This is a genomic window from Chryseobacterium sp. MFBS3-17 (assembly GCF_020687745.1).
Taxonomy (GTDB): domain Bacteria; phylum Bacteroidota; class Bacteroidia; order Flavobacteriales; family Weeksellaceae; genus Marnyiella.
Genome location: NZ_JAJEWK010000005.1, coordinates 123812 through 150632, shown reverse-complemented (window position 1 = coordinate 150632; position 26821 = coordinate 123812). Strand labels below are relative to the sequence as shown.

Genomic DNA, 26821 nt, shown 5'->3' with positions numbered 1-26821 from the left:
TTTTTGATTTTTAGCCTGGATAAACTCTGTAATGGCTGCATTATTATTGCTCATAATAATTCAGATTCTGTACTTTTACAAGTATGAAAAAACTGGGTTTATTTTTGTTGTCGATCTGGGCTGCCACCTTTTCTGCACAGCAGGTTAAAATTTTACTGGAAGACAGCATCAGCATCCGCGCAATTGTGCTGGAAGATCAAAAGGTGTGGTATGCAGGTACGGATTCAAAATTCGGCTATGTGAATATTTTGAGTCCGGCAGATCAGAGGCAAATCCGGCTTTCAGATCAGCAATTGCAGTTCAGAACGCTGGCGCAGGACCGCACCTCATTTTATGCCATTAATATTGAAAGTCCGGCGCATCTTTTTAAAATCAGCAAACGGGATTTAACTCATCAGATTGTATTTACAGACACCGCCAGGACTGCTTTCTACGATGCGATGCACTTTGTGAATGGACAGAAAGCATATGCATTCAGCGACGCAGATGAAAGTCTGAATCTGAAACTCCTGCAAATCCTTCCGGAGCAGAATTCCTTTGCTTTTTACCGCAAGCCGCCTTTAAAAATGAATAAAGGAGAAGCGGCTTTTGCAGCCAGTAATTCCAATCTTGCTTCAGCAGGGAAGTACTTGTGGCTGGGTACGGGCGGCGGATCTGCCAGGATTTTCAGGTTTGATCTCCAGCAGCAGTCAGCGGAAATTTTTGAAACCGGTTTCGTACAGGATTCCGGATCAGCAGGGATTTATTCCATTGATTTTCTGGATGAACAATTCGGCATTGCGGTGGGTGGCGATTATACCCGGCAGGAGGCAAACATCAACAATATTGCTACCACCAGTGACGGCGGCCAGACGTGGCAGATACAGGCCAGCGGGAAGAATGGTGGCTACAAAACCTGCGTGAAAATAAGACCGGACAGCGGCGGGCGCGAAATTGTAGCCGTGGGCGATCAGCAGGTGGAGTATTCTCATGATTATGGCCAGACATGGATCCGGATTTCAGAAGAAAAAGGTTTTTACGTATGCGAATGGCTGAATGCCAGTACCCTGATTCTGGCCGGCAAAGGAAAAATTGCGAAAATGGAGTTTTAAGTAATGGCTGTTATTAGGTCAGCCGCTCGGCCAACCCTACTAAAATTCCTTCTGCACCCCGGCTATAGCATAAACAGTAAATGTTCTCATAGTTTACCATTTCACCCTCCAGTTCGTAACCTTTTTCCTGCAGCCTCATCACCATTTCATCCAGATTGCGAACACGGAACATGATGCGCAGATAGCCCAGAATTAACCTCCGCCGTTCTGTGATCAGATAGGATTGCAGGATGATGAAATTTCGTAAGTTCAATCCTGCTGTGACTATCGGGAGTCACCATCATGGCGATTTCAACCTTTTGATTTGGTATTCCCGTCACTTTCCCTGCCCATTCATCATCAATATACATCCGGTTTTCCAGAGCAAGACCAATTTCACTAAAAAATTCAATGCAGTTGTCCAGATTATCGACCACAATACCAACATTATTCATTTCAATAAGATTCTGAACATTCATGACCTTATATATTTTAGAAAGGAAAAAAGATAAATCATACCGGCTATAAAACCTATAACGGTACCGATGTAACCTCCTTCATGCATGTAAGTAGCCTGTACATACTTTTGTGGATCATTGATTCCAAAATCCATCCATAACATTAGATTTATTCCACGGAATAAAACTTTCCAGTAAAAAACCAATGCAACTGGCGGCAAGAGTGGCAGCGATGTTAATGACAAAAGCATTGAAAATATGTGTATAGCGTATTTTTTCTTTCAGTAACAAAAAAATTAACGAATAAATAATACCTGTAATTAGGCCAACCCACCATGAGCCTACAACTCCTATTAAAGCTGCTTCAGTTCTGGGAGAAGTAAATCCCCAATAACCAACACCGGTATGACCGGACAGATAAGCACTGAAGAACTCATCTGAAACCGTGAATGAGATCTGATTGTGCGCAGCACCGAACAAAGAGGCAATAATTACAGCTGACAGTGTAATGATCAGAACAGACAACAATTTGAATATAACCTTCATATTAAGGTAAGTTTATCAAGAATAAATATAGCCAATATTTTTGAATCCTGCTCAGCTCATTGCCTACTCCGAATATTCAAGTATGACACAAATCAACCTCCCTGCATTCTGAAGCACCGGTTTTTATTTTGTATTTTTGCAAACTACTGTTTGTGCAAACCACAGCAGTAATGCATATGAAGAATTCTTTAATTGATAAATATAATATTCCCGGACCCCGATATACTTCTTATCCTACGGTTCCCTTTTGGGACGAGGCTGCTTTCACTGCGGAACATTGGAGGTCTTCGGTCATCCGCTCTTTTAATGAAACCAATGATTCCGAAGGAATCTCCATCTATATTCACCTGCCGTTCTGTGAGCAACTGTGCACCTTCTGTGCCTGCCACAAGCGCATCACCAAGCAACATTCGGTGGAAACGCCTTATCTGGAATCTGTTTTGAAAGAATGGGATCTGTATCTGCATCTGCTGGGTAAAAAGCCAAAAATAAAAGAACTGCACATGGGTGGGGGAACCCCCACATTTTTCTCGCCGGAAAACCTCAGGACTTTGCTGGAGGGCATTTTTGCCAAAGCAGAAATAGCCGAGAATCCGGAGTTTTCTTTTGAAGGTCACCCCAATAATACTACCCGTGAGCATTTGCAGACCCTGTATGATCTGGGGTTCCGCAGATGCAGTTTTGGCGTTCAGGATTATGACCCGCAGGTTCAGAAAGCCATCAATCGTATTCAGCCGTTTGAAAACGTGGAGCGCGTGACCCGCTGGGCACGTGAAATTGGTTATAAAGGGGTTTCCCATGATCTGGTATTCGGTCTGCCTTTTCACAACTGGGAAAAAATGGAATACACCATCCGCAAAACCCTGGAACTGAAGCCGGACCGGCTGGCATTTTATTCCTATGCCCACGTGCCATGGATTAAAGGAGTAGGACAGCGCGGATTTGATGAAAATGACCTCCCCAGTGGTGAGGAAAAACGTAAGCTCTATGAAAACGGCAAGCAGCTGCTGGAAGATCTCGGCTATATAGAAGTGGGCATGGATCATTTCGCACTGGAGCATGATGATTTGTACCAGTCTATGATTTCAGGCGATATTCACCGGAACTTTATGGGATATTCATCCAGCAAAACACAGCTGATGATTGGTCTGGGAATGAGTTCTATTTCTGATTCCTGGTATGCTTTTGCCCAAAACAATAAAACAGTGGAGGAGTACCAGAAACTGGTAGATGAAGGAATCATTCCGGTGACTAAAGGACATATTCTGAATCAGGAAGATTTAACCATACGTCGTCACATCCTAAATCTGATGTGCCGTCTGGAGACTTCCTGGGATGTGGAAACCGCATTTCCGGAACTTGAAAACGCACTGGAAGCATTGCGCGAAATGGAAAATGACGGCCTGGTAGAACTCACAGACCGTTCCATTAAAATTACCGAAAAGGGCAGGGCGTTTACCCGAAATGTAGCCATGACCTTTGACCTGCGCATGATGCGCAATAAACCCGAGACCCGAATTTTCTCAATGACCATCTAATTTCACCCCGGAAATAACTTCCGGGTTTTTTTATGGAGTTTTTTGAATAATGATGGTCTATTTTACCATCAGTTTCTGTGAATACACTTTCATGTGTTCTGAGCTGATGGTCACAAAGTACAGTCCGGCACTCAATCCCTTAATATCAAAACCATGTTGCTCATTAAGTGAAAACACACCTGCTTTGCGGCCATCTGCCGTAATGAGTTCTGCATGGTATTTCCCGGGCTTCAAACCTCTTACATATACCATTTCTGATGCCGGATTCGGGTAGAGTTCAAGGGTGATAGCTTCTGTTTCGTCGGTAGAAAGTGAGGTGGTGGTGAGTCGGTATATTTTTCCATTGTTCACCGCTGCTACGTACAGTTCGTTAGCGGAATCCACCCCGAAAGTAGAGAAATTATTTCCGGCAAACGCTGGTGTCCAGGTAATGGAATCATCAGCATGCATCAGCCCGATCTGGTTGGAACAATAGTCTGCAAAAAAATATTTCCCGGTAAATGCCGGATACTGAGTACCCCGGTACACATAACCTCCTGTTATGGAACATCGTCCACCGGAATGGTTATAACTGGTCACCGGGAAGGTCATGGTACTTTGTGCGGCACAGCCTGTGGTATTATAGGAGGAGTTGCCCTCATAGCACCGCCAGCCATAGTTGATCCCTGCCTGAGTCACCGGCATTCTGTTGATTTCCTCAATCTGATTCTGACCCACATCTGCAATCATCACATTCCCGGACGGCTGGTCAAAAGAAAACTTCCAAGCGTTTCTGAGGCCGTAGGACCAGATTTCAGGTGCACCTTCCGGAGTTGTGAAAGGATTACCCGCCGGAATATTGTAAGGGCCGGTAGTATTGACATCAATACGGAGCATTTTTCCCAGCAGCGAATTTTTATTTTGTGCCAGATTATTGGGGTCGCCACCGCCACCGCCATCACCGGTGCTGATCCATAAATATCCGTTACTGTCGAAATGCATACTGCCGCCATTATGATTGCTGAAGGGTTTCGGAATGCTCAGAATCTGTTTTGCGGAACCGGAATCGGCCACATCCGGATTCACCCCATTTACGGTATAGCGTTCTACGGTAATATCTCCCACACTGTTATTGTAGTACACAAAAAAATATCCATTTGATGCAAACTGCGGGTGAAACGCCAACCCCAGAAGACCTCTTTCGCCCCCGAAGGTCACAAGTCCGGAGAGGTCCAGAAAGTTGGTGAGATTAATGGCCCCGGATGGCTGAATAATTTTAATCTGCCCCGATTGCTGTACGGCAAAAAGGCGGTTGTCACCGGCGTGTGTAATTTCAACCAGATTGCTGAGTCCGGTTGCAAATTCCTGTAAAACTACGGTTTGTGCATGCATACCTGCGCAGACGGAGATGCATATCATGAATAGAATCTTTTTCATAATGATGAGAATTTGGCGTACGAAAAACCAGCAAATATTATGCTATGCTCTATATCACGAATTTTATTTTTGGATTTTAATTATTTGTGAATAAATTGAGAATCCGGACATTTATTACTCATAAAGAGCCGGTAATTGTTAAAATTATTATAAAAAGTATGAAGAAAAACATTATATTTGCGGCCTAAATTTAATGTTGTTATATAATGCAAGGAAAAGGATTTATCACGTTAGTTGCAGTTATTTTAGGATTAATATGCATCAACGAACTGCTTCCCACATGGTATGCGGGCAAGATTGAAAAGCAGGCCACTGCCATTTCTGCCGGGGATCCGGTAAAGTACCAAAAAGAGCTGGACAGACTCTCCAAAGACACGCTGAACCTGGGGATTACCAAACTGTACTACAGCAAAGCCAAGGACAAAGAAATGAAACTGGGGCTGGATTTGAAAGGAGGAATCAACGTGTTGTTGGAGATTAACCAAAGAGATCTCATTAACAACCTGACCAATTATTCTGATAATCCCATTTTAATTGAAGCTTTAAACAGAACAGACGAGGCACAGAAGAACTCCACTGCTTCTTATATCAGCAACTTTTTTGTGCAGTTTGATGCGGTAAACAAAGAGAAAGGCGCCAATCTGAAACTGGCAGATCCTGAAATCTTTGGAAATCCAAATCTTTCTGAAATCAAATTCAATACGACCGATGAGGAAGTAAAGAAAATTGTAACCAACAGAATTGAACTTTCTACCGGAACTGCCTATGAGGTCATCCGTACCAGAATTGATAAAATGGGTGTCACCCAGCCGAACGTTCAGCGGGTGCCGGGAACCGGAAGAATTGCTGTGGAGATGCCGGGGGTGAAAGACATAGACCGGGTGAAGAAGATGCTTCAGACCTCTGCAAAACTGCAGTTCTGGGAAGTACAGCAAATTCAGGAAGTATTCCCTTATTTTGAACAACTGAACCAACTGGCAGCAATAAAAGCTGACTCTATGGGGGTTGCCAAAAATACCAACGTGATGGAACTTCTGCAACTGAACAGCCTTGCAGCCAACGGTGTAGCCAATATTAAACTTTCTGATACGGCAGCGGTAAACAATTTACTGAAAAGCGATATCGCCATCAAAGCGAGACCGGCCAACCTGAAGTACACCCAGTTCATGTGGGGCTACAAACCGGAAGTTGGTAACGAAAATAATCTTGTACTGTATGCCATCCGTGGAAATGCAGCCCAGAAAGCACCCGTAGACGGGGCAGTAGAATCTGCAAACATCAGCTATGACCAGATTGGCAGAGTGGTGGTAGATATGCAGATGGACTCCAAAGGTGCCAAGGACTGGAAAACCATGACCGAAAAGAACGTGGGCAAACCGGTGGCTGTAACTCTGGATAATGTGGTGTACACCGCTCCAAATGTAAACGAAGCAATTCCAAGCGGAAGAACACAGATTTCCGGTAACTTCTCTCAGGACGAAGCCCAGGATCTGGTGAATGTGCTGGGTGCAGGTAAACTGCCTGCCGGTGCCAAAATTGTACAGGCAGAAGTGGTAGGACCTTCACTGGGTGCAGAATCCATTCAGTCCGGTATGTGGTCATTCCTCGTTGCATTTCTGGTCATTGTGGTGTACCTGATTTTCTACTACGGCGGTGCAGGAGTGTATGCGGTGATTGCTATGCTCATTAACCTGTTCTATCTGATGGGAATTATGGATTCTGTAGATGCCACGCTTACCCTTTCGGGGATTGCCGGGGTGGTGCTTTCCATGGCCATGTCCATTGATGCGAACGTAATTGTATATGAAAGAACCAAGGAAGAACTCTTCCTCGGAAAAAATATAAAAGAGGCCTATAAAGAAGGTTTCAACTTCTCCATGTCGGCCATTATAGACGGTAACCTTACATCATTGCTTACCGCCATTGTACTTTATATCTTCGGTACAGGTCCTATCAAAGGATTTGCGGTAACCCTGGGAATAGGTATTATGATGTCTATGTTTACCTGCGTACTGCTTACCAGAGTCATGATTTTCAGCAGACTTTCTAAAGGAAAAGGACTTTCTTTATGGACGCCGCTTACCAAGAACATGTTCAGAAACACTTGGATCAATTTCATTGGAAAGAGAAAATATGCGTATATATTTTCAGCCCTGATTACAGCAGTTTGTCTGATTTCCATCTTTACACAAGGTTATAGATATGGGGTAGATTTCAACGGAGGTAGAAGTTATGTGGTGCGTTTTGACAAGCCTGTGAGTTCAGAAGATGCAGATGAAATCCTGCAGAAAATGTTTGTGAATGAAGATGGGGAAAGCAGTGCTGTAGATGTGAAAACCTTCGGTACAGCAGACCAACTGAAAATCACCACCGACTATAAGATCAATGAAGAAAGTGTGGAATCTGATATGGTAGTGGAGCAGAAGCTTTACGAAGGACTGAAGCCGCTCTTTCCTGCAGATGTTACCCTGGAGAAGTTTAAAGGTGCAGGTGACAGTCCGGTGGGCATCATCAGCTCTGTAAAGGTAGGACCTACGGTGGCCGATGACATCAAGACCGGTGGTGCGCTGGCATTATTTATTGCACTGGCAGGAATCTTCCTGTACATCCTGCTTCGTTTCAAGAGATGGCAGTTCTCTACAGGTGCTGTAGCTTCATTGATTCACGATGCCATTGTAATTCTGGGTGCTTACTCACTTCTGAAAAACATCATGCCGTTCAGTATGGAGATCAACCAGGACTTCGTGGCCGCATTGCTTACTGTACTCGGATACTCCATTAACGATACCGTAATTATCTTTGACAGAATCCGTGAATATCTGAAAGATAAAAAGGCACTTACCCTGGAAAACCTGTTCAATGATTCTATTTCAAGTACATTGGGAAGAACCTTTAACACGGCTTTTGCAACATTCCTGGTAATTCTGGCCATCTTCATCTTCGGTGGAGAAAACCTGAGAGGATTCCTGTTTGCATTGCTCATAGGGGTGGCTTTCGGTACCTATTCTACATGGTTCATCGCTTCCGCAGTATCTTACGACTTATTGAAGAAAAAAGGAGTGAAGGGTGTAGACAAGAATGCCGAAACCGTAACCAAAGATTAATCATCTACAACATTAATATCAACCGTCTTTCCTTGCAAAGACGGTTTTTTTTGTGGCCGTCTTCCGGAATTAATGATGAATGTTAATGGAAACGGGACCGCTGTCAGTGAGAAAGAGTTGTAATAAGGTACTATACTTTAAGAAAAATTTCACATGCTGTGCTTCATTTTCTGAGGGTTTTAATGCGTAACTTTGCCGCCGTGAAAAAGAACAAAAAATCAGCAGCGGTCGGATTTATTTTCATCACGCTGCTCATTGATATTACCGGGTGGGGAATTGTCATTCCTGTGGTTCCAAAACTTATTCAGGAGCTTATTCACAATGCAGACCTCAGTGTGGCGTCACAGTACGGCGGCTGGCTCAGTTTTGTGTATGCGTTCATGCAGTTTCTCTTTGCCCCGGTGCTTGGCAACCTCAGTGACAAATATGGCCGGAGGCCGGTCATTCTTTTTGCCTTGCTGGGATTTGCACTCAATTTCTTTATCCAGGCCTGGGCGCCAACTATTTTCTGGCTTTTTGTAGGCCGTATTTTCTCCGGAATCACCGGCGCAAGTATCACCACAGCAAGTGCTTATATTGCCGATATATCTGATGATACCAACCGCTCCAAGAACTTTGGGATGATAGGTGCTGCCTTCGGACTGGGGTTTATCCTGGGTCCTGTTCTGGGCGGATTGCTTGGCCAGTATGGAGCCAGGGTGCCGTTTATTGCAGCCGGAATATTGTGCCTGCTGAATTTTCTTTACGGTATTTTTGTACTGCCTGAAAGTCTGGAAGTGAAAAACCGCCGCGAGTTTAACTGGAAACGGGCTAATCCTGTAGGCTCACTGCTCAATATCCGCAGGTATCCGAAAATTATGTACCTGATGGTGGCCTGGTTTCTGGTCTATATCGCAGCCCATGCAGTGCAGACCAACTGGTCGTTCTTCACCATGTACCGTTTCGGCTGGGAAGAAAAAATGGTTGGGATTTCATTGGGGGTCATGGGTGCTATTACAGCAGTAGTGCAGGGTTTTCTGATTCGTAAAGTTCATCCCAGATTCGGCGTAGAGCGCAGTATTCTGTATGGAATTGTTTTTTACTGCATCGGGATGATTCTGTTTGCATTTGCCAACCAGCCGTGGATGATGTTTGCCATTTTGCTGATTTATTGTCTGGGCGGTATTGCGGGACCGGCACTGCAATCTGTGATTTCATCCAAAGTAAGACCGGATGAGCAGGGCGATATTCAGGGGGCGCTCACATCCGTGGTCAGCATCACGTCCATTATCGGTCCGCCACTGATGACGAATGTATTTTACTATTTCACGCACGATTCGGCACCGTTTATCTTTCCGGGAGCACCTTTTTTCCTAGGATTTTTACTGATGGCTGCCAGTGCCTATTTTGTATATGTGGTGTTTCACAGAAACAAAAATAAGACGGTAAAAAATGTATAAAAGCCTTAACCGGAACTTTGTAACAGAGGTTATTCAGCAAAAAAATGTAATTTAGCAGCATGGAACTAGCATTCAGCGAAATATTAGTCATTGTACTGGCCATTGTGGTACTTTTCGGCCCTGATAAAATACCCACTATTGCCCGGGATTTAGGTTCGGGAGTACGCAAGATGAAAGGAGCTATGGAAGATATTAAAACCGAAATTCTGAAAGAAACAGACAACCCTGTCTCCGAAATAAAACGGGAAATAGAAAAGGTAAAAGACGCTGCCAGAGAATATGATCCGACGAGGGACCTGCGGAAAGATTTTGATGTATTCGGAGACCAAAAAACCACAGAGAAACCGGTGAAAAATCAACTGGATGATGCCCACGAAGGGCCGGTAAGCAGATAAAGCAATGCACGAAGTCATTCTGAAAGACAAAGAACTGTTTCTGTTTCTCAATACCCTGGGAGAGACCCGTTATGATCCGTTCTGGATGATGATTTCAGAAAAATGGATCTGGATTCCGCTGTATCTGGTTTTTTTGATTCTGTTGCTCAGAAACTTCCGCTGGCGGGCTATGATTTACATTCTGATTTTCATTGCGTTGGGCGTTACGGTTTCAGACCAGTTGGCCAATGTGTTCAAACTGGGTATAGAACGGCTGAGACCCTGCCATGATCCCGCACTGGACAATCTGATGCGCGAAGTGAAATGCGGCGGTATGTACGGTTATTATTCCGCCCATGCTTCCAGTACATTTTTTATTGCTAACTTTATGACGATTTTGCTGCGGAAGAAGTACGGCTGGTTTCCGTTTTTCCTCTTCCTGTGGGCAGCAATGATTTCCTACAGCCGAATTTATCTGGGTGTTCACTTTCCGCTGGATGTCCTTACGGGTGCGTTATTCGGCTATTTGATCGGCGGATTTTTTGCGACATTGAGTTTAAAAGTCATTCACAAACAAACGCTTTAACATGAAAAAAATTCTATTCCTTGGATCCGTTTTTTGCTTTGCATTATCTACGGCGCAACTGCAGGACTCCAAAGCCGCCGCCGAATGTTTTAAAAAAGCTGATTATCCGTGTGCAGAAGCCGCCTACAAAATTCTGGCAGACAATGAGAGAATTGGTAAACTGAAAGCTGAATTTTACAATAATCTGGGCACAGCGCAGCGCAGACAGGGCAAAAACGAAGACGCCTTCAGTTCTTATATGAATGCGCTGAAAGCAGATGCCAACAGCCTGCTTACCTATACCAATCTCAGTTCCATCCATGCGCAGCGGGGCAGTAAGCAGAAAGCGCTGGACTATGCCAATCAGGGTCTGATACTGGATTCGGAAAATCAGGAACTCTATATCACCCGAGCCAAAGTGTATGAAGACCTTAAGAAAAATGATCTGGCGGAAAAGGATTATCAGTACCTGATTTCCATTGCGCCGGAAAACCTCATCGCCCGCACTAATTTCGCTTCATTCAAAAAGAATCAGGGGAAGCTGGAAGACGCCATGAAAGACCTGAACGAGCTCATTTCCCAAAAACCGGAAAGCCTCCTGTATAATAACCGTGCCGATGTATTTCTGGCCATGAAGAAATATAAAGAAGCTTCCGCAGATGCGGATCGTGCCATCAAACTGGATCCGAAATTTCCACTTTCGTATGTCACCAAAGCCAGAATTTTCTTCGAGACCAATAAAAATACAGATGCCTGCATCAATGTGGATAAAGCGGTTAAAACCGGTTTTGAAAAATACCTGATTCAGGATTTACTGGCAAAATGCAAATAGGCGGTTAATCGTTGTGATAAGGCTTTCCTTGCAGAATCTGATCTGCCCGGTACAATTGTTCCACAAAGAACAGGCGGATCATTTGGTGGGTAAAGGTCATTTTGGACAATGAAATCTTTCCGTTGGCACGCTCATGAATTTCGGGTGCAAATCCGTAGGCGCCACCAATTACGAAATGCAGTTGTTTTACAGAAGTGTTCATCCAGTGGTCTATACGGGCGGCAAATTCGCGGCTGGTGTATTGTTTTCCGTGTTCATCCAGCAGAATGATAAGATCGCCAGCATCGGTTTGTTGCAGGAGTAGTTTTGCTTCTTCCTTTTTCAGCAGGTCGGGGGTCAGATTTTTTGCATTCTTTACATCTGGGATTTCGGTGATGCTGAAATTCCAGTGGCGGGGCAGCCGGTTTTGAAAGTAATGTACCAGTTCTTTAATCTGCCGGTCATCTGTTTTGCCCATGCACAATAAATTGATTCGCATTTCTTATCTTTGTTTTGCAAATATACTTTGTATGAGGTTAAAAACCCCGGGGTTCATCAGAAAAATTCATTCGTTCCTGGATGGGATTCATATTCCGTTTCTCGGCGTTTCTCTTTGGAAGATGTTCGAAATTTATATACAGGGCGTCTTTAAAAACAAGATCGGACGCACTGCAGCAGCCATTTCCTGGAACTTCGTATTTTCCCTGTTTCCCTTTATTCTCTTTCTGCTTTCCATTTTGCCGCTGATGCCGCAGTATGACAAACTGCAGTTCTATATTTTTGAGGTATTGATTCACAATATTTTCCCGGGAAAAATAGAGGGTGATGTCATTACCTACATTCAGGAAACCATTATCCCGAATACCGCATCCATCGGGAATATCACCATTATTCTGGCCTTGTTTTTTGCCACCAATGGTACGTTTGCCCTTATTGACGGATTTAATGAGCATACAGATGAGAAACATCATGATGTAAAGGAGTTCATCACGGCATTTTTCATCACGCTGGGTTTCATCAGCATTGTTTTTGTGTCACTTTTTGGCATGTATTATTCAGAGGTTGTGCTGAAACTTTTCACCCCATCCTATGATATTTCCTGGTTTGTAGACAACCTTACCAAACTCATCGGGTTCATCTCTTTCCCGCTGTTTTACTTTATTTTGCTGGCATTGTTTTACTGGGTGGGAACGGTGAAGATTACCCGGTTTAAGCAGGCGGTCCCCGGAGCCATTCTGACTACGGTTTTATTTGTGCTCACCACGTATCTGTTTGCCATCTATGCCCGGAATTTTGCCCGGTATAATGTGCTTTACGGATCCATTGGAACCATGATTCTGTTAATGGTCTGGGTCAATGTCAATGTATATCTTCTGCTTTTTGGCAATGAGCTGAATCTGGCCATCCGCAGGGTGCGCATGGACAAACTGATTTCCGATGAACTCATGAAGGAAGCTCAAAAGTTTGAAGCAGAACCTTCATTACCCGAAGAGCCAGGCAGTGACCATGAACAAACCATCACATAGAAAATGACCGAAATCCTGCTCATGATGAATCACTGTGCCGACCAGTATCGTGGTATTTGCTTTTGAAACCGGTACTTATTTTCCGCTAAACAGATTTCCCGCAATTTTGCACTGGAACATCTGAGGTCTCACCTTTAGTGCCGTGTTTTAGCAACATAAACCCGGCAATCCCTGAAAGTACGGATGCGATAAGAATCGCAAATTTAGCTTCGTCCTGTACCGCCGGAGCGCCCTTAAAGGAAAGCAGTGCAATAAAAATAGACATGGTAAAGCCAATGCCTGCGAGGAAACCGATACCCACCAGATGCCGCCAGTTGCTTCCTGCGGGAAGTGTACTGATTCCCATTTTTACTGCAATGGCCGAAAACAGACAGATTCCCGTTACTTTTCCCACGGTCAGTCCACCGATGATGCCAAGACCCAACGTAGAGAGCAGACCTTCTGCCATGCCCGTATTAAATATGATGTTGGTATTAGCCAGCGCAAACAGTGGCATGATGATGAAACTCACCGGAAAGTGAAGTTTCTGTTCCAGTTTTTCCAGTGGTGAAATTGCCGTTTCAGAGGCATTGGTAGGAATGGTAAAGGCCAGCAGTACCCCGGCAATGGTAGCGTGAATGCCGGAATGATGCATGAAATACCAAAGGAACACCCCAGGAATCAAATAGAAAATATGTTTTTTGACCCGGAAAACATTAAGCAAAATCAGCAGCAGCAAAATTCCTGCAGCGAAGAGCAGATAATTCCAGTGCAGTTGTTCGGTATAGAAAAGTGCAATGACCAAAATGGCGCCAAGATCATCTACAATAGCCAGTGCGGCCAGGAAAATCTTAACGGCGGGTGGCACCCTGCTGCCCAGCAGGGAAATAATGGCAAGGGAAAAGGCAATATCTGTAGCCATTGGTATGGCCCAGCCGCGGCTGTATTCAGTCTCATAGTTGAAACCGGCGTAGATCAGTGCGGGAATCACCATGCCGCCCATAGCTGCAACAATGGGAAGCAGCGCATTTCTGACGGAGGACAATTCGCCTTCCACTACTTCTCTTTTTATTTCCAGGCCTACCAGCAAGAAAAATACGGCCATAAGGCCATCATTGATCCACACCGAAACGGAATAGGGACCCAGCGGAGTTTGCAGGATATTTGCAAAGTAATTTCCGGCTCCGGAATTAGCCAGAATAAGTGACAGTACAACGCAGAATAGAAGTAAAAGTCCAGATGATTGATTGCTGTGTAGAAATTTTCTGAAATAAGTAGTAAGAATCATATAATATAATGGTTAAACTCGTTGTACCTTGGAAATTCCGCTGATGGCCTTCAGTTGTTTGATGGTTTCTTCCAGCTGATGTTTATTGCGGACTTCCAGATTAATGGTTCCGGTAAAGATGCCGTCATTGGAGGCGATGCTCATGCTCTTCATGTCAATACTCATTGCATTACTGATGACCTGGGTAATGTCATTAATCATGCCCATACGGTCCAGACCCTCGATTTCAATTTTAATTCTGTTTTTAAAGCTCTCGGCATTCACCCATCTGGCCTCCATGACCCGGTAATCGTATTGTGCACGCAGGTTGATGGCATTCGGGCAATTGTCATTATGTACTTTGATTCCTTCGGAAATGGTGATGAATCCGAAGATTTTGTCGCCGGGGATTACATCACAGCATTTGGCAAAGGTGTAATTCAGTTTTTCCTCGTCCTTGCCAAAGACAATCATGTCCAGATTAGACTGGGCAGGCTCCTCGAAGGCTACATTTTTGGCCGGTGATTTCCGGAAACGGTTCAGCAGGTTATTGAATACGTTTTTGCTTTCAATATATTTCCGCAGATCACCGGTATCCAGCGTGCCATCCTGAAAGAAGAGAAACAACTCCTGAGAAGTCTTCAGATTAAAAAACTTCTGCATTTTGTTGACTTCATCATCAGTGAAGTTAAGTTTGGCATGTCTCAGTTTTCGTCTGAGGATTTCTTTGCCTTCTTCCACCAGATTATTCTTCCGGGAATTGAGGTAATTTTTAATTTTGGACTTTGCCTTGGAGGTGACCACAAAATCCAGCCAGTCTGCTTTCGGTTTCTGATTTTGTGAAGACAAAATTTCTACCTGATCACCGTTTTGCAACACGTGTGAAATGGGCACCAGTTTGCCGTTCACCTTGGCTCCCAGGCATTTTGTGCCCAGATCCGTGTGAACAGAGAATGCAAAATCCAGGGCGGTAGAACCCACCGGAAGCATTTTGATCTCGCCTTTCGGGGTGAAAACAAAAACTTCCTTGGAGTAGAGGTTCAGCTTGATATTGTCCAGCAATTCCGTGGTAGAGAGATTTTGCTGATTCTCCAGCACCTCTCTGATGGCGACTACCCATTGTTCAAAATTGCGTTCGTCTGTATTGGCATTATATCCTTCTTTGTATTTATAGTGAGCGGCCACACCTTTTTCGGCAATATCGTCCATTCTTTCGGACCGGATTTGTACCTCAATCCACTTTTTATCTGGTCCCAGCACGGTGAGGTGGAGGCTTTCGTAGCCCGTGGACCGCGGTTGCGTAATCCAGTCACGCATGCGTTGCGGATTAGAGTGATAGAGATCTGTGACAATGGAGTAGATTTTCCAGGCCAGAAATTTTTCGTTCTTCGCATCAGATTTATAAATGATGCGGATGGCATAATTGTCAAAAACCTCTTCGAAGGAAACGCCTTGTTTCTTCATCTTCCGATAGATGGAGGAGATGGCTTTTGCGCGTCCTTTAATGGTGAAATTCAATCCTTCGTCCTGCAACCGTTCAGAAACTTCCTGGGTAAATTCTTCAATGTACATTTGTCTTTGTTCATTGGCGAGTTCCAGTTTAGAGACAATCTCGTTATAAACTTCCGGATTATTGTATTTCAGGGAAAGATCTTCCAGTTCAGATTTGATGTTGTACAGACCCAGCCGGTGTGCCAGCGGGGCATAAATATAGACGGTTTCAGAAGCAATTTTCTTCTGCTTGTCCGGGCGCATGCTTTCCAGTGTCCGCATATTGTGCAGCCGGTCTGCAATTTTAATCAGAATCACCCGGAAATCTTCAGAAAGGGTAAGCAGTAACTTGCGGTAGTTTTCAGACTGAATCGAGATGTTCTGGTGGTTCATGATGGAGATCTTGGTAAGCCCAGTGACAATTTTGGCAATTTTGGGTCCGAAGATTTTCTCCAGATCTTCTTTGGTATATTCAGAATCCTCAATAACGTCGTGTAATAGGGCACATGCAATGGAACTGGCGCCGAGGCCAATTTCGTTGGCCACAATCTTGGCTACTTCTATCGGGTGATAAATATAAGGCTCACCGGTTTTCCTGCGCTGGTCCTTATGGGCATCCAACGCAATATCAAACGCTTTCCGGATCAGTTTGTTCTGTTCCTCATCCAGAGTGCGGTACGTATTGGAAATCAGGTCCTTGTAGCGGGCCAGTATTTCTTTGTTTTCCTGTTCTAAATCATAAACCATCTGCAGTAAGCTTTATGCAAACGAAAATACAAAATTCATTTGAATTTTCGCCGGTTTAAATGTAAAAACCGATGCGGCTTGCTGCAGACGGGAAAGGGTATGTAACCTTTTTTAGTCGTTTCCGAAGGTGTGGACTTCAGCATTCATTCCTTCGTGGAAATTATGGCGGTTTACACGGGTATTGCCGTCAAAAATTTGTTGTCTGGAATGAATAGAAATAATTCTTCGCAACTCATCCGCATCATTCAGCGGTGAGGTAATTTCTTCTGTATGATGGACTTGGTAGAATTTAAAGATATTCTGTGCCATTTGCAAATCATACTGATCCTGAAGGCGCACGGCAATCATCAGTGGTGCGTGCTGCCCTTCCTGTACAATCAGATTCTGTGGTTTGATGCCGGCAATCTTCAGACTGTTTTCGGCTTTGTATAATTTTTCCTTGTCAGAAAAAAAACCAATAAAGTTATTTGTCGTCATGGTGAAGTGATTTGGTTAAGACAAATTTTACGAAAATTATCCGATATATCCAACTATTTTAACTAATATTTAACTAATAATCAATATAATTAGTTATTAACTGGCTGAAATAAGCGGTATGGCTTATTCTGAGTAATTCCTTATAATCGATGATGAACATGAATGGATCTGGATGGCTGAACGAGAAAACTTTGTATATTTGGTTTGCTGAAAACCTGAACCGACATGAATCCTTCCACTTTTCTGAATTGTGGGAAAAAACTCACCGATACTTATTGTGCCTGCTGTGGTCAGAAAGCGGACACCTATCGCATTTCTTTTAGGCATTTTATTTCCCATGATTTGCTGCACGGCACCTTTCATCTGGACAAAGGGATCTTTTTTACCGCAAAGGAGGCATTAATTCGCCCGGGAAAAGCGGCACTGGATTATATTTCCGGAAAAAGAATCCGGTATTATAATGTCTTTCTTCTGGTGCTGATGACGATTGGTTTGCTGCTCCTGGTGAGGCATTTTTATCAGGAAAGCCTTGTAGATTTGGGTAGATATACGCCAAGTGGTGCCGCCGAACTGAATGAAGCAAGCCGCCGGATGGATGATTTTTTCAGGAAAAGAGCAAACTGATTATCTTTTTGTTTGTGCCGTTTTCTGCCATCAATACTTTTCTGATATTTAAAAGAAAAAAACTGAACATCAGTGAGCACTGTATTATTTCGGGCATGTTGCTGCTGGGCACCTTGCTCATTATCCTTTTCGGAGATGTGATTTTTCTTGTCGATTTGTGGTGGCCTTTCAGCCGGATCGTCGGAGATGTGCTTATTTTCGGAATATCACTTTCGGTATTGGTGTATTGCGTATATGGCTTGTATAATGCTTTTGGCAATACCTACCGTCCGCTCGGATTTATATGGTGGTTTATGCTCTACTTTTTACTGTTGTTTCTGGAAGTTTGCATTTTTATTTTTCTGCTTTACGGTTTTGTTTCCGACTGGAAATTTGGCGATATTATCATCACTCCGGTCAGTTGAAAATAAAAAACCCTGCGCATGACAGGGTTTGTGGTTTAAGATTTCAGTTTCAGACTCTTTCATTTTTAATGCTTTCCACCACATCCGGATCCAGAAGGGTAGAAGTATCCCCGAAATTATCAAAATCACCTTCTGCAATTTTCCGCAAGATACGGCGCATGATTTTTCCGCTGCGTGTTTTGGGCAGTGCCTGCACAAACTGAATTTTATCCAGCTTTGCTATGGGTCCTATGGAATCAGCGATCAGGTTATTGATTTCTTTTCTTAGGTTGTCCCGGTCGCGGCCTTCACCGGTATCTTTCAGAATTACATAGCCGTACAGGGCGCTTCCTTTCACATCGTGCGGGTAACCCACAATGGCCGATTCTGCCACCGCAGGATGCTGATTGACGCTGTCTTCTATAGGTGCGGTGCCCAGATTGTGACCGGAGACAATGATGACATCATCTACACGGCCTGTAATCCGGTAATAGCCCACCTCGTCCCGCAGGGCGCCGTCTCCTGTGAAGTATTTCCCCGGGAAAGCCGTGAAATAGGTTTCCTTATAGCGCTGGTGGTCACCCCAGATGGTTCTGGCTATGCCCGGCCACGGAAAACGGATGCAGAGATTTCCATCTACCTGGTTTCCGGTGATTTCATTCCGTTTTTCATCCATCAATACGGGCTGAATTCCCGGCAGCGGCAGTGTGGCATAGGTAGGTTTGGTAGGTGTTACAAACGGGATGGGCGAAATCATAATACCACCGGTTTCAGTTTGCCACCACGTATCTACGATGGGGCATTTCCGCTTGCCTACGTGATCATTGTACCAGTGCCAGGCTTCATCGTTGATGGGTTCTCCTACAGATCCGATGACACGCAGGCTGGATAAATCATGTTTTTCTACCCACTCATAAGATTCTTTGGCCAGTGACCGGATGGCTGTAGGGGCGGTGTAGAACTGGGTCACTTTATGCTTTTCAATTACCTCCCAGAATCGATCCGGCTCCGGATAGGTGGGTACCCCTTCAAAGATTACGGTGGTAGCACCGTTGGCCAGCGGACCATACAGAATATAGGAGTGTCCTGTAATCCAGCCAATGTCTGCTGTACACCAGTAGATGTCGTTCTCACGGTAATTAAATACATTTTTAAAGGTGTAGGCGGTGTACACCATATAGCCGGCACAGGTGTGCAGCATACCTTTGGGTTTGCCGGTAGAACCGGAAGTGTAGAGGATAAAGAGCGGGTCTTCTGCATCCATGATGACTGAAACGAAATCTGACGGTGCTTTTTCATACAGAGGTTGCAGCCAGAGATCGCGGCCTTCTTTCATGTTGATTTCGCTTCCGGTACGCTTCACGACCAGAACTTTTTCTACTGTAGGGCAGTTTTCGGTGGCTTCATCTATAATTCCTTTCAAGTCTATGGCTTTACTGCCCCGGTAGCTTCCGTCTGAACAGATGATTACTTTGGCGGCACAATCGTTTACCCGTGAAGACACGGCCGAGGAGGAAAAGCCTGCAAATATAACAGAGTGTACAGCGCCCAGCCTGGCACAGGCCAGCATGGATACGGCCAGTTCAGGAATCATGGGGAGGTAAATGCAGACTCTGTCGCCTTTCTGTACACCCAGATCGCGAAGTACATTGGCCATTTTGCACACGCGTTCATGGAGTTCATTGTAGGTGATGTGTTGTGCGGCTTCTTTGGGGTCATTTGGTTCCCATATGATGGCGGTTTTGTCTCCGCGCTGATTCAGATGGCGGTCTATGCAGTTTTTGGTAATGTTCAGTTTGGCGTTTTTAAACCATTTGATCTGAGCTTCCTGCATGTCGTATTCCACAACCTTGCTCCACCGCTGGTACCATACAAAATTTTCATCGGCAATTTTATCCCAGAATTTTTTGGGATTTTTGATTGATTTTTTGTACTGTTTGTAGTAATCCGGAAGGTCATCTATATAGTAATTTCTCATAATAAGATTGTATTTTAACGGGTCAAAGTGTGCAGTTGATCTTTTTGTAATCCGGATATTTCCCTGCAGGCGTCACGAAAGATGCCCGTGCATTATTTGTTGTGCGGAAATCCGGTTGCGTGGCAGATCAGTTTGCGTTTATAAAATTAAAGTATTTTTCGGTTCGCTGCATATAATTTAGACCATTATGCTTATTCATTTTATCTATCATACCAATTAATGGGTGAACATCTATAAATTAAAGTACTATCTTTGCGAAAATTATTTAAATTTTATTTATGAAAAAAAATATTTTAGCAGTGTTTGCGCTTGCTACATTGTCATTAACATCTTGTAAGAAAGAAACTACCGCTGCTGCCGAAGGAGCAGAAACTACAGAAGTGGTGGCTGCAGAGGGTACCAATTATGCCATTAAAGCAGGAGAATCAACCATTAACTGGGAAGGTGGTAAAATTTCAGGAGACAAACACCTGGGAACCATTAATCTGCAGGAAGGTAATCTGGTAATGAATGATGGTAAACTGGTAGGGGGTACACTGATACTGGACATGAACTCTATTACCGTTACTGATCTTACAGATGCAGAAATGAAAGGTAAACTGGAAGGTCACCTGAAAGGTCTGGGCGATGATGCAGAAAGCCAGGATCACTTCTTTAACGTAAAGACATATCCTACTGCGACACTGGAAATTACCAATGTAACCGAAGAAAACGGTAAGCAAATGGTAGAAGGTAACTTCACCATGAAAGGAAAAACCGACGTAGTAAAATTCCCGGCAACCATTACGGAAACAGAAACAGGAGTTACTTTGGCTACAGATGAATTCACCATAGACAGAACAAAATGGGGGGTAAATCACAACTCAGGTACAGTGATTGCTGACCTGGCAGCAGATAAAGTAATCAATGACGAGATTAAACTGAAAGCTTCTGTAGCTGCAGTAAAATAATCTCTGTTGTATTTCTACATACCGCGCACATTTCTCCGGAAATGTGCGTTTTTATTTATAGTAAATTTTCCCAGAAAATCTTTTTCCCAAATCAAAAAAAGATGTATCTTTGCAGCCAATGAAAAGACAACTTCCATTTGACGATTTACACGCTGGCAAGTTTGCCGATGATCACCATATTTTTTTAATTTAACGAAGCTATTTTGGCTTCGTTTTTTTTTGAACACAAACGAATAATTATGCTCACAATCACAGATTTAAACCCAAAAAAAATTGTAGAACTGCTTCAGATGGCACAGGATTTTTCCCAGGGGAAATCATGTAAAGCAAAGGATGAAATCTTTGTTTCCAATCTGTTTTTTGAAAACAGTACCCGTACCAAAACCAGCTTTGACATCGCTCAGCGAAAACTGGGATTGCAGGTTGTTCCTTTTGATATTAATGCAAGTTCTGTGAATAAAGGTGAATCTCTGTATGATACCGTGAAAACACTGGAAAGCCTGGGCGTAAACCTGGTAGTAATCCGTCATAATAAAGACCGCTATTACAAGGAACTGAAGGACATCAGCATCCCCGTAATCAATGGTGGAGATGGTACCGGCAATCACCCGTCTCAGTGTCTGCTGGATCTGATGACCATCCATCAGGAATTCGGAGAATTCAAAGGGTTGAAAATAGGCATTGTAGGAGATGTAAAGCACAGCCGGGTGGCCAATTCCAATGCAGAAGCACTGCGGAAACTGGGAGCCAAAGTATATTTTTCGGGTCCATCCAAATGGTTTGATGAAGGCACGCTGATAAACGGAACCTACCTCTCACTGGACGATATGGTGAAGGAGGTGGATGTACTCATGCTGCTCAGAATTCAGCATGAAAGACACGGTGAAAAAATGAAAATCTCCCTGGATCAGTATCACAAAAAATATGGTCTTACCAAAGAGAGAGAGCAAGCTATGAAACCCGGTGCCATCATCATGCATCCGGCACCCATTAACAGAGGGGTAGAGATTGATTCTGATCTGGTAGAGTGCAAGCGGTCCCGAATTTTCAAACAAATGCAGAACGGCGTTTTTGCACGCATGGCCATCCTGAAGGATGCGCTGGAGCAGCAGGGATTCACGTTTGAATAAACTTAAACAGAAAAGAAAAACAGCGGATTGCCGCCATAAATTTGAGGTATAGCACTTTGTACCCATCTTCAGGAAAGAAAAATGAGAAAGAAATTAATATTAGAATCAGGTGAAGTTTTTTACGGAAAAGCCTTCGGGGCAGACCAGGAAACCACCGGCGAAGTAGTGTTCAACACCGGGATGACCGGTTATCAGGAACTGATTTCAGATCCCTCATACTGCGGGCAGATGGTGTGCATGACCTACCCGCTGATTGGCAACTACGGAATCAACCGCGACGATTACGAAAGCATTGAGCCTGCCATAAAAGGGTTGATTGTGAAGGAAATCTGCGATCTGCCTTCCAATTTCAGAAGCCAGATGACGCTGGATGAGCTTTTTAAAAAGAAAAACCTATCCGGAATTTCCGGAATAGATACCAGACGCCTTACCAGACTGCTGCGTAATGCCGGAGTGGTAAAAGGAAAAATTGTAAGTGCCGATGCTGATGAGCAGCAGGTCATCACTGAATTGCAAGGACTGGAACTCCACAAAAACCAGGTTGCGCAGGTGTCCACCAAAACAGCATATGCCAATCCGGGACGGGGATTTAAAGTGGTTTTGGTAGATTTCGGTGCTAAACTGGGCATTATCCGCGAACTTTCTCAGCGAAATTGTGACATCATTGTTGTATCACACGATACCACTGCGGAAGAAATTATGCTGATGGATCCTGATGGAATTATGCTCTCCAACGGCCCCGGCGATCCGCAGGATAATCCGCAGGCGCTGGAAATGATCCGGACCTTACTGGGGAAAGTTCCAATTTTCGGAATCTGCCTGGGACACCAGCTGATTTCACTGGCCTGTGGTGCTACAACCTATAAACTGAAATTCGGACACCGTGGTGGTAACCATCCGGTTCTGGATCTGAAGCGCAACCGGGTAGACATTACCTCCCAGAATCACGGCTATGCCGTAGATCAGGAATCCCTGAAAAATACGGATCTGGAAGAAACACACATTGCCCTGAACGACAGAACCAACGAAGGTGTAAAACATAAAATTCACCCTTGCTTCTCTGTGCAGTATCACCCCGAAGCCAGCCCCGGCCCGGAAGATACCAACTACCTCTTTGATGATTTCATAGAGATGATGGGAGCGTGGAAGGGAAGGTCTTAGATGCCGGATGTGAGATATCAGATGTCAGATTACAGATATCAGATTGCAGATGTTGTCTGAATTCTGGAAATAAAGTTACACGAATCAAAAAACGAAAATAAGATGCACAATTTCGAAAAATTGATTTTTTGGCAGAAATCTATTGATCTTGCGAAAGGAATCTATCTTCTTTGCCTGCAACTGCCTGCAGATGAGAAATTTGGTTTGATTTCTCAACTAAAGAGATCTGTGGTTTCTATTGCCTCTAATATTGCAGAAGGTGCCGGCAGAAACAGCAATAAGGAATTTTCTCACTTTTTAGGTATTGCCAATGGGTCCAGTTTTGAACTTCAGACACAACTTATTCTGACAAGAGAATTGGGTTTAATTCCGGAAGCAGATATAAATCCTTTGATATCACTAATCAACGAGATTCAACGGATGTTGTACAATTTAGAAATGGTTTGAGTTAGCAGAACTCCCTTATCAAATTTAATATATTAATCATCTGATATCTTACTTCTGATATCTGATAGTCTTAAAATAGAAATGAAAAGAAACGATATAAAAACTATTCTCGTAATCGGCTCCGGGCCCATCATCATCGGGCAGGCTGCAGAGTTCGACTATGCAGGCACACAGGCTTGTCTCTCCCTGAAAGAAGAGGGCTACCGGGTCATACTCATCAACTCCAACCCGGCCACCATCATGACCGATGTGGAAATTGCCGATAAAGTGTATATTGAACCCATCTCACTTCAGTTTGTAAGCCATATCATCCGCAAGGAAAGACCGGATGCGCTGCTGCCTACACTGGGTGGACAAACCGGACTGAACATGGCCGTGGAACTGGAAAACTCCGGAATTCTGGAAGAATGCAAAGTGGAAGTGCTGGGAACCAAGCTTTCGGCCATCAACAGGGCTGAAGACCGCGACCTTTTCCGTGAGCTCATGCGTGAACTGAATGAACCGGTGCCGGAATCTGATATTGTAAATACCGTGGAAGGTGCATTGAATTTTGCCAATGAAATCGGGTATCCTGTAATTGTTCGTCCGGCCTTTACCATGGGCGGAACCGGTGGCGGAATTGCCGCTACCGAAGCAGAACTGAAAGAAATTACCGAACTCGGTCTGAAATATTCTCCTGTAACCCAGTGTCTTATTGAAAAATCCATTGCCGGATTCAAGGAAATTGAATACGAGGTGATGCGCGATGCTGCCGATAACGCCATTGTGGTGTGTAATATGGAAAATATAGATCCGGTGGGCGTTCATACCGGAGATTCCATTGTAGTGGCGCCTTCACAAACCCTTTCGGACCGGGAATATCAGCTCCTGAGAAACGCTTCACTGAAAATTATCCGTGCCCTGGGAATAGAAGGAGGTTGTAATGTACAGCTGGCACTGGATCCGCATTCATTTGACTATTATATCATTGAAGTCAATCCAAGGGTTTCGCGCTCGTCTGCACTGGCCAGTAAAGCGACCGGATATCCCATTGCCAAAATTGCCGCAAAGATTGCTGTGGGACTTACACTGGATGAAATTATGAATCCGGTTACCGGGAAAACCTATGCCTGCTTTGAACCGGCACTGGATTATGTAGTGACCAAATTTCCGAGATTCCCGTTTGATAAATTTGAAACTGCAGACCGCCGCCTTTCTACCCAGATGAAAGCCACGGGTGAGGTGATGGCCATTGGCAGAAATCTGGAAGAATCTCTGAACAAAGCTATTCGCTCACTGGAAACCGGCATTAAACATATCGGTTTGAAAACCAAACAGGCAGAAGCCCTTACTGATGCCGATATAGAAAGAAGAATTAAAGTATGTGATGACGAAAGGCTCTTCATCATCGGCGATGCACTGCGCAGAGGGTATGACTGGGAGCAGATTGTGGAATGGAGTAAAATTGATAAATTCTTCATTTGGAAAATCAAAAAACTGATTGACTTCGAGACCACCATCAAAGAAAATAAATTCAGTACCGAAATTCTGAAAGAAGCCAAGCAACTCGGTTTTGCCGATGTGAATATTGCCGTACTCTGGGAAATTTCAGAACGGGAAGTCTTCAATTTCAGAAAGCAAAACGGCATTATGCCAGTCTTTAAAATGGTAGATACCTGCGCTGCAGAGTTCGAATCTGAGACCCCATATTTCTACGGAACCTACGAGGAAGAAAACGAAAGTGTAGTTTCGGACAAAGAGAAAATCATCGTGCTGGGATCCGGCCCTATCCGCATCGGGCAAGGAGTGGAATTTGACTACGCTACCGTACATTCCGTATGGGCCATCAAAGAAATGGGCTACGAAGCCATCATCATCAATAATAATCCCGAAACCGTATCTACCGATTTCTCCATTTCAGACAAACTCTACTTCGAACCGCTTACGGAAGAAGATGTCATGAATATTATAGAACTGGAAAAACCGAAAGGAGTCGTGGTACAGTTCGGCGGACAAACCGCCATTAACCTTGCAGATAAACTGGCTGCCCACGGCGTACAGATTCTGGGAACCACGCTTGAAAATCTGGACCGTGCCGAAAACCGGGACAAATTTGAAAAAGCATTGCAGGAACTTGCCATTCCGCAGCCGCTGGGTAAAACATCATTCTCCAAAGAAGAAGCCATTAAAATTGCCAATGAAATCGGCTATCCCGTGCTGGTAAGACCCAGTTATGTACTGGGTGGCCGTGCCATGGAAATTGTGTACAATGAGACCGAACTGGCGCACTATATGGAACATGCCGTAGAAGCCAGCCCCGAGCATCCGGTACTGGTAGATAAATATATGGTAGGCAGGGAAATAGAAGTTGATGCCATCTCTGACGGCGAAACCGTAATCATTCCCGGAATTATGGAACATATAGAACGTGCCGGCGTACACTCCGGGGATTCCATAGCTGTTTATCCGCCTCAGAATATCTCCGAGGAGGAAATTCAGACCCTGGTAGATTATACCCAGAGACTGGCCAAAGGGCTGAATGTAATTGGCTTGATGAACATACAGTACGTGCTGTTTCAGGGCAATGTATATGTGATTGAAGTGAACCCGAGATCATCGAGAACTGTTCCGTTTTTATCTAAAATTACCGGCGTACCGATGGCGAATCTTGCTACCAAGGCAATTTTGGGCGAAAAACTGAAAGACCTGGGTTACCAAAACGGCCTGGTGCCCAATAAACCCGGTGTGTTTGTGAAAGTACCCGTATTTTCTTTCTCCAAATTAACCAAAGTGGACATTTCTCTGGGTCCCGAAATGAAATCTACCGGAGAGGTAATGGGCAAAGATACCACACTGGAAAAAGCACTCTATAAAGGTTTGGTAGCCGCCGGAAGAAAAGTGCCCATGCATGGTTCCATACTCTTTACTGTGGCCGACAAGCATAAGCAGGAAGCAGCAGAACTGGCTGCAAGATTCCACGAGGTGGGCTTCAGAATATGGGCTACCGAAGGTACTGCGAAATTCTTTGAAGCACAGGGAATCCCCTGCAAAATCGGTTATAAAATAGGAGAGGAAGACGAGAACTTGATAGACCTCATCCAGAAAGGAAAAGTGCAGTATGTGGTGAATACCACTACCAAAGGCAAACAAGCCGAAAGAGACGGCTTCCAGATCCGGAGAATGAGTGTGGAAAACGGGGTGCCGTGCCTCACGTCTATGGATACTGTAGAAGCCATTCTGAAAGTAATAGAAAGCATGAGTTTCAAAATGGAAACCATGTAAAGCAGGAAACTGCATTATACAATATAGGGTAAAGTAAAAGTGAAAGGGAATTTTATCCGGGCCCCGAAGGTTTTTAAAC

The 26821-nt window shown here is 44.2% G+C and carries 24 protein-coding genes; 15 read left to right on the top strand and 9 right to left on the bottom strand.

The window, feature by feature from the left end:
- Positions 1–83 precede the first annotated feature (83 nt).
- On the top strand, positions 84–1091 hold the full coding sequence (locus LKO26_RS03295) for a WD40/YVTN/BNR-like repeat-containing protein (protein WP_227586412.1): 1008 nt from the start codon (positions 84–86) through the stop codon (positions 1089–1091).
- 13 nt (positions 1092–1104) lie between these two features.
- Here LKO26_RS03295 and LKO26_RS03290 read toward each other — a convergent pair whose 3' ends face one another.
- The 3 genes from LKO26_RS03290 to LKO26_RS03280 all read right to left on the bottom strand — a co-directional run bounded on the left by LKO26_RS03290 (position 1105) and on the right by LKO26_RS03280 (position 2074).
- Entirely contained in the window at positions 1105–1263 is a 159-nt protein-coding gene (locus LKO26_RS03290; RefSeq protein WP_227586411.1) for a hypothetical protein, read from the bottom strand.
- On the bottom strand, positions 1238–1549 hold the full coding sequence (locus LKO26_RS03285) for a hypothetical protein (RefSeq protein WP_227586410.1): 312 nt from the start codon (positions 1547–1549) through the stop codon (positions 1238–1240). The genes LKO26_RS03290 and LKO26_RS03285 overlap by 26 nt, the downstream gene beginning before the upstream one ends.
- A gap of 114 nt (positions 1550–1663) precedes the next feature.
- Positions 1664–2074, bottom strand: a complete 411-nt coding sequence (locus LKO26_RS03280; RefSeq protein WP_227586409.1) for a hypothetical protein — start codon at positions 2072–2074, stop codon at positions 1664–1666.
- A gap of 176 nt (positions 2075–2250) precedes the next feature.
- Between LKO26_RS03280 and hemN the strand changes: the two genes are divergently transcribed.
- Positions 2251–3612 (top strand): oxygen-independent coproporphyrinogen III oxidase, encoded by a 1362-nt coding sequence (gene hemN / locus LKO26_RS03275; protein WP_227586408.1) that lies wholly within the window; start codon positions 2251–2253, stop codon positions 3610–3612.
- Positions 3613–3669: 57 nt separating this feature from the next.
- Here hemN and LKO26_RS03270 read toward each other — a convergent pair whose 3' ends face one another.
- Positions 3670–5028 carry a PQQ-dependent sugar dehydrogenase gene (locus LKO26_RS03270; RefSeq protein ID WP_227586407.1) on the bottom strand — a complete coding sequence of 453 codons (1359 nt, stop codon included), beginning with the start codon at positions 5026–5028 and terminating at the stop codon, positions 3670–3672.
- A gap of 206 nt (positions 5029–5234) precedes the next feature.
- Here LKO26_RS03270 and secD point away from each other — a divergent pair, with 206 nt between their 5' ends.
- From secD to LKO26_RS03245, 5 genes are all read left to right on the top strand, one after another.
- Positions 5235–8132, top strand: coding sequence for a protein translocase subunit SecD (gene secD / locus LKO26_RS03265; protein ID WP_227586406.1), 2898 nt, complete (start codon positions 5235–5237; stop codon positions 8130–8132).
- A gap of 200 nt (positions 8133–8332) precedes the next feature.
- Complete coding sequence (locus LKO26_RS03260; protein WP_227586405.1) at positions 8333–9571, top strand: TCR/Tet family MFS transporter; 1239 nt, start codon at positions 8333–8335, stop codon at positions 9569–9571.
- A gap of 59 nt (positions 9572–9630) precedes the next feature.
- The gene (locus LKO26_RS03255) at positions 9631–9966 is read left to right on the top strand and encodes a twin-arginine translocase TatA/TatE family subunit (protein WP_227586404.1); all 336 of its coding nucleotides are present in this window, start codon (positions 9631–9633) and stop codon (positions 9964–9966) included.
- 4 nt (positions 9967–9970) lie between these two features.
- Positions 9971–10531 carry a phosphatase PAP2 family protein gene (locus LKO26_RS03250; RefSeq protein WP_227586403.1) on the top strand — a complete coding sequence of 187 codons (561 nt, stop codon included), beginning with the start codon at positions 9971–9973 and terminating at the stop codon, positions 10529–10531.
- 1 nt (position 10532) lies between these two features.
- Positions 10533–11342, top strand: a complete 810-nt coding sequence (locus LKO26_RS03245) for a tetratricopeptide repeat protein (protein ID WP_227586402.1) — start codon at positions 10533–10535, stop codon at positions 11340–11342.
- 4 nt (positions 11343–11346) lie between these two features.
- On the opposite strand, the gene LKO26_RS03240 is transcribed toward LKO26_RS03245, so the two are convergent.
- Positions 11347–11820, bottom strand: a complete 474-nt coding sequence (locus LKO26_RS03240) for a 23S rRNA (pseudouridine(1915)-N(3))-methyltransferase RlmH (RefSeq protein ID WP_227586401.1) — start codon at positions 11818–11820, stop codon at positions 11347–11349.
- Between the two features lie 31 nt (positions 11821–11851).
- Between LKO26_RS03240 and LKO26_RS03235 the strand changes: the two genes are divergently transcribed.
- Positions 11852–12847: a YihY/virulence factor BrkB family protein gene (locus tag LKO26_RS03235; protein ID WP_227586400.1), complete on the top strand. Its 996-nt coding sequence runs from the start codon at positions 11852–11854 to the stop codon at positions 12845–12847.
- Positions 12848–12932: 85 nt separating this feature from the next.
- Here LKO26_RS03235 and nhaA read toward each other — a convergent pair whose 3' ends face one another.
- From nhaA to LKO26_RS03220, 3 genes are all read right to left on the bottom strand, one after another.
- Complete coding sequence (nhaA, locus tag LKO26_RS03230; RefSeq protein WP_227586399.1) at positions 12933–14114, bottom strand: Na+/H+ antiporter NhaA; 1182 nt, start codon at positions 14112–14114, stop codon at positions 12933–12935.
- Between the two features lie 12 nt (positions 14115–14126).
- Positions 14127–16331, bottom strand: a complete 2205-nt coding sequence (locus LKO26_RS03225) for a RelA/SpoT family protein (protein ID WP_227586398.1) — start codon at positions 16329–16331, stop codon at positions 14127–14129.
- A 111-nt stretch (positions 16332–16442) separates the two neighbouring features.
- Positions 16443–16808: a hypothetical protein gene (locus LKO26_RS03220; RefSeq protein ID WP_227586397.1), complete on the bottom strand. Its 366-nt coding sequence runs from the start codon at positions 16806–16808 to the stop codon at positions 16443–16445.
- A 225-nt stretch (positions 16809–17033) separates the two neighbouring features.
- Here LKO26_RS03220 and LKO26_RS03215 point away from each other — a divergent pair, with 225 nt between their 5' ends.
- Both LKO26_RS03215 and LKO26_RS03210 read left to right on the top strand, forming a co-directional pair.
- On the top strand, positions 17034–17432 hold the full coding sequence (locus LKO26_RS03215; RefSeq protein WP_227586396.1) for a DUF3667 domain-containing protein: 399 nt from the start codon (positions 17034–17036) through the stop codon (positions 17430–17432).
- A gap of 8 nt (positions 17433–17440) precedes the next feature.
- Positions 17441–17836: a hypothetical protein gene (locus LKO26_RS03210; protein WP_227586395.1), complete on the top strand. Its 396-nt coding sequence runs from the start codon at positions 17441–17443 to the stop codon at positions 17834–17836.
- 49 nt (positions 17837–17885) lie between these two features.
- On the opposite strand, the gene acs is transcribed toward LKO26_RS03210, so the two are convergent.
- Positions 17886–19793 carry an acetate--CoA ligase gene (gene acs / locus LKO26_RS03205; protein ID WP_227586394.1) on the bottom strand — a complete coding sequence of 636 codons (1908 nt, stop codon included), beginning with the start codon at positions 19791–19793 and terminating at the stop codon, positions 17886–17888.
- A gap of 278 nt (positions 19794–20071) precedes the next feature.
- Between acs and LKO26_RS03200 the strand changes: the two genes are divergently transcribed.
- From LKO26_RS03200 to carB, 5 genes are all read left to right on the top strand, one after another.
- A complete protein-coding gene (locus tag LKO26_RS03200; RefSeq protein ID WP_227586393.1) occupies positions 20072–20743 on the top strand; it encodes a YceI family protein in 672 nt (223 codons plus the stop codon).
- Positions 20744–20982: 239 nt separating this feature from the next.
- A complete protein-coding gene (locus LKO26_RS03195; RefSeq protein ID WP_227586392.1) occupies positions 20983–21873 on the top strand; it encodes an aspartate carbamoyltransferase catalytic subunit in 891 nt (296 codons plus the stop codon).
- Positions 21874–21954: 81 nt separating this feature from the next.
- Entirely contained in the window at positions 21955–23034 is a 1080-nt protein-coding gene (locus tag LKO26_RS03190) for a carbamoyl phosphate synthase small subunit (RefSeq protein ID WP_227586391.1), read from the top strand.
- A gap of 102 nt (positions 23035–23136) precedes the next feature.
- A complete protein-coding gene (locus tag LKO26_RS03185; RefSeq protein ID WP_227586390.1) occupies positions 23137–23481 on the top strand; it encodes a four helix bundle protein in 345 nt (114 codons plus the stop codon).
- A gap of 81 nt (positions 23482–23562) precedes the next feature.
- Positions 23563–26742, top strand: a complete 3180-nt coding sequence (carB, locus tag LKO26_RS03180) for a carbamoyl-phosphate synthase large subunit (RefSeq protein WP_227586389.1) — start codon at positions 23563–23565, stop codon at positions 26740–26742.
- Positions 26743–26821 lie beyond the last annotated feature (79 nt).